Annotated in this window: 1 protein-coding gene; it reads right to left on the bottom strand. The window is 73.5% G+C overall.

What is annotated here, in order from left to right:
• A partial coding sequence (locus H5J30_RS26495; protein WP_181789857.1) for a family 78 glycoside hydrolase catalytic domain occupies positions 1–2,482 on the bottom strand: 2,482 nt, incomplete at its 3' end.
• Positions 2,483–2,626 lie beyond the last annotated feature (144 nt).

Consider the following 2,626-nt stretch of genomic DNA (forward strand, 5'->3'; position numbering starts at 1 on the left):
CGGGGGCCAGCCCGGCCACGTCGTTGAAGAGGAACTTCTCGATCATGGCCATGAGCTTCATGTTCCGGCTGAATCCGGCGTCGCCGCCCCAGGTCTCCCAGACCGTCGTGGCGCCCCGCTCGATCTGCGCCCCCCAGCCGGGGTACGTGGTCTTGGTGGCGATGCCGTACATCACGTCGGCCGCGCCGATCTCCGGCAGCACGTTCTGCAGCGCGGCCGTGCCCATGGTCCCGGTGTCCAGGTGGCCGCCGTCGCGCCCGATGCGTTCGACGAGCACGCGCCCCACCCGCTCGCGGTGTTCGTCCGGTACGAGCCCGGTCCACAGCGGCATCGCCTGGGCGGTCTGCGAGCCGGTGGCGTAGCGGCCGGTGGCCGGGTCGAGGAAGCGGTCGTTGAAGGCGGTACGGATCTCCCCGGCCAGCTCGCCGTAGCGGCGGGCGTCGTCGTCCTCGCCGACGACGGCCGCGGCGCGCGCGGTCATCGCGGTCACCGCGTGGAACCAGGCGGTGGAGGTCAGTTCGATGGGGGTGCGTTTCGGGCTGAGCACGGAGGTGCCGTCCGGCTGGGGCTCCATGTGGTCGCCGAGGCCCTCGGCGAGCAGCAGGTCCTTGGCGCGGGTGCGCAGGTACTCCACGCCGCGGCGCATCCCCGGGTAGTGGCGCCGGAGGACCGACTCGTCGCCGTAGAACCGGTACAGGTGCCAGGCGATGCTGGGGTACGAGGTCATGGCGAAGTCGGGCAGCGGCGCGTACGGCCAGTGGACGACGGACGACCACTCGTCGGGCAGGACCTCGCGCTCCTTCTCGTAGTCCTCGAAGCCCTGCTCCTCCAGCGCCGTCATGTCGACGGTGCCGCGCCACTGGAGCGGGCAGATCGTCGGGAAGCGGCCGTCGGGGAGCTGGGTGCCGGCGAGGTCGTCGAGCCACTTGAGCCAGAACGCGCGCGCGTCGAAGGCGTAGAGGTAGTCCTCGACGGACCAGCCGGGGTCGCCGACCCAGCCGACGCGCTCGGCGCGGTCGGCGGCGTCCTGCGGGAAGCCCTGGAAGCTGGCGCGGAACGTCCACAGCACGTTGCGGTGGATGCGGTTCAGCAGGTCGTCGGAGCAGGAGAAGGCACCGCCGGGCGCGAGGTCGGAGTGCACGACGCGGGCGGCGAGTTCGTGGACGTGCACCTCGGGTTCGGAGACGCTCACCTCGACGTACCGGAACCCGTGCAGCGTGAACCGCGGCTCCCAGACCTCCTCGCCGCCGCCCTTGAGGGTGTAGACGTCGGTCTGCGCGGCCGCCAGCCACGACTGCGCGTTGGCGTCGTCGTCCAGGTTCCCGTCCGCGTCGACCTCGCCCGCGTGCCGCAGCCGGACTTCCGCTCCGGCCGGGCCCGACACCCGGATCGCGGTCCAGCCGGAGAGGTGCTGGCCGAAGTCCGCGATCCGTACGCCGACGCCCCCGGGCGTCGTCTCGACCGGGGTGAGCGTCTCGATCACCCGCGCGGGTTCGAGGGGCTGGGACCGGACGCGGCCCGCGGGGGCGGCCACGGTGGTGACCGGCGACCAGCCGGGCGCGGCGAACCCGGGGCGGTCCCAGCCCGGGGACTCCTCGCGGGCGTCGTAATGCTCGCCCTGCGCGTAGTCGTTGTATCGGACGGGTCCTGCGGCCGTGCGCCAGCCCTCGTCGCTGACGACGGTGACGCGCTGCCCGTCCTCTGTCTCCACCTCGATGCGCAGCAGGGCCGCGGGCCGGTCGCCCCACGGGGTGCGGGGGAACGGGCCGGGGCCGTTGTCCTCCTCGGCGCTGTACCAGCCGTGGCCGAGCATCAGCCCGACCGCGTTCTCGCCGGCGGTCACGTGGGCGGTGATGTCGTACGTGGACGCCAGCACGCGCGGGCCGGGGATGCGGGCCGGCTCACCGTCGCCGTCGCGCAGCGCGGGGTCGTGGTCGTAGGTCGTCGTGGCCGGGTCGAGTACGCGGTCGCCGACACGTTCACCGTTGAGGCTCAGCTCGTAGAAGCCGAGCGCCGAGACGTACGCGCGGGCGCGCTTGACCGGGCCGGGTATCGCGAACCCGGCGCGCAGCAGCGGCGAGGAGACGCCGGCGCCGCCCGCGATCCAGGTGGCGCCCCAGTCCTCCGGCGTGAGCAGCCCGGTCTCGAACGAGGCCGCGTCGGTGAACGGACCCGGGGTGTCGTCGCGTCCCCACAGCCGCACCGTCCACCAGCAGCGCTCGCCGGAGCGCAGCGGGCTCCCGGCGTAGGCGACGCCGTTGACCACGTCCGCCGCCACCCGCCCGCTGTCCCACCGGTCGGCGGATCCTTGCCGCAGCAGCTCCGGCGCGCTCGCCACCAGCACCTGGTACGCGCGCAGTTCCTCGTCGTCCGCCCCCGCGGGCACCCAGCCGAACACGGGCTCCGGCTCGTCCAGGCCGAGCGGTTGGACGAGGTGCTGGCAGCGCAACTGCGTCGCGCGCAGCTCTCCGGCCTCGGTCATGTGTCTCTCCCAGCTCGCGTGCGTTCTTTGTGCGGTCGGCGGTCCGCCCCGTCAGTCCATGAGCAGCCCGCCGTTGACGTCGTACGTGGCCCCCGTGGTGAATCCGGCGGCGGGCGCGGCCAGCAGGCCGATCACCTCCGCGAC

The organism is Streptomyces phytophilus (assembly GCF_013870535.1).
Taxonomy (GTDB): domain Bacteria; phylum Actinomycetota; class Actinomycetes; order Streptomycetales; family Streptomycetaceae; genus Streptomyces; species Streptomyces phytophilus.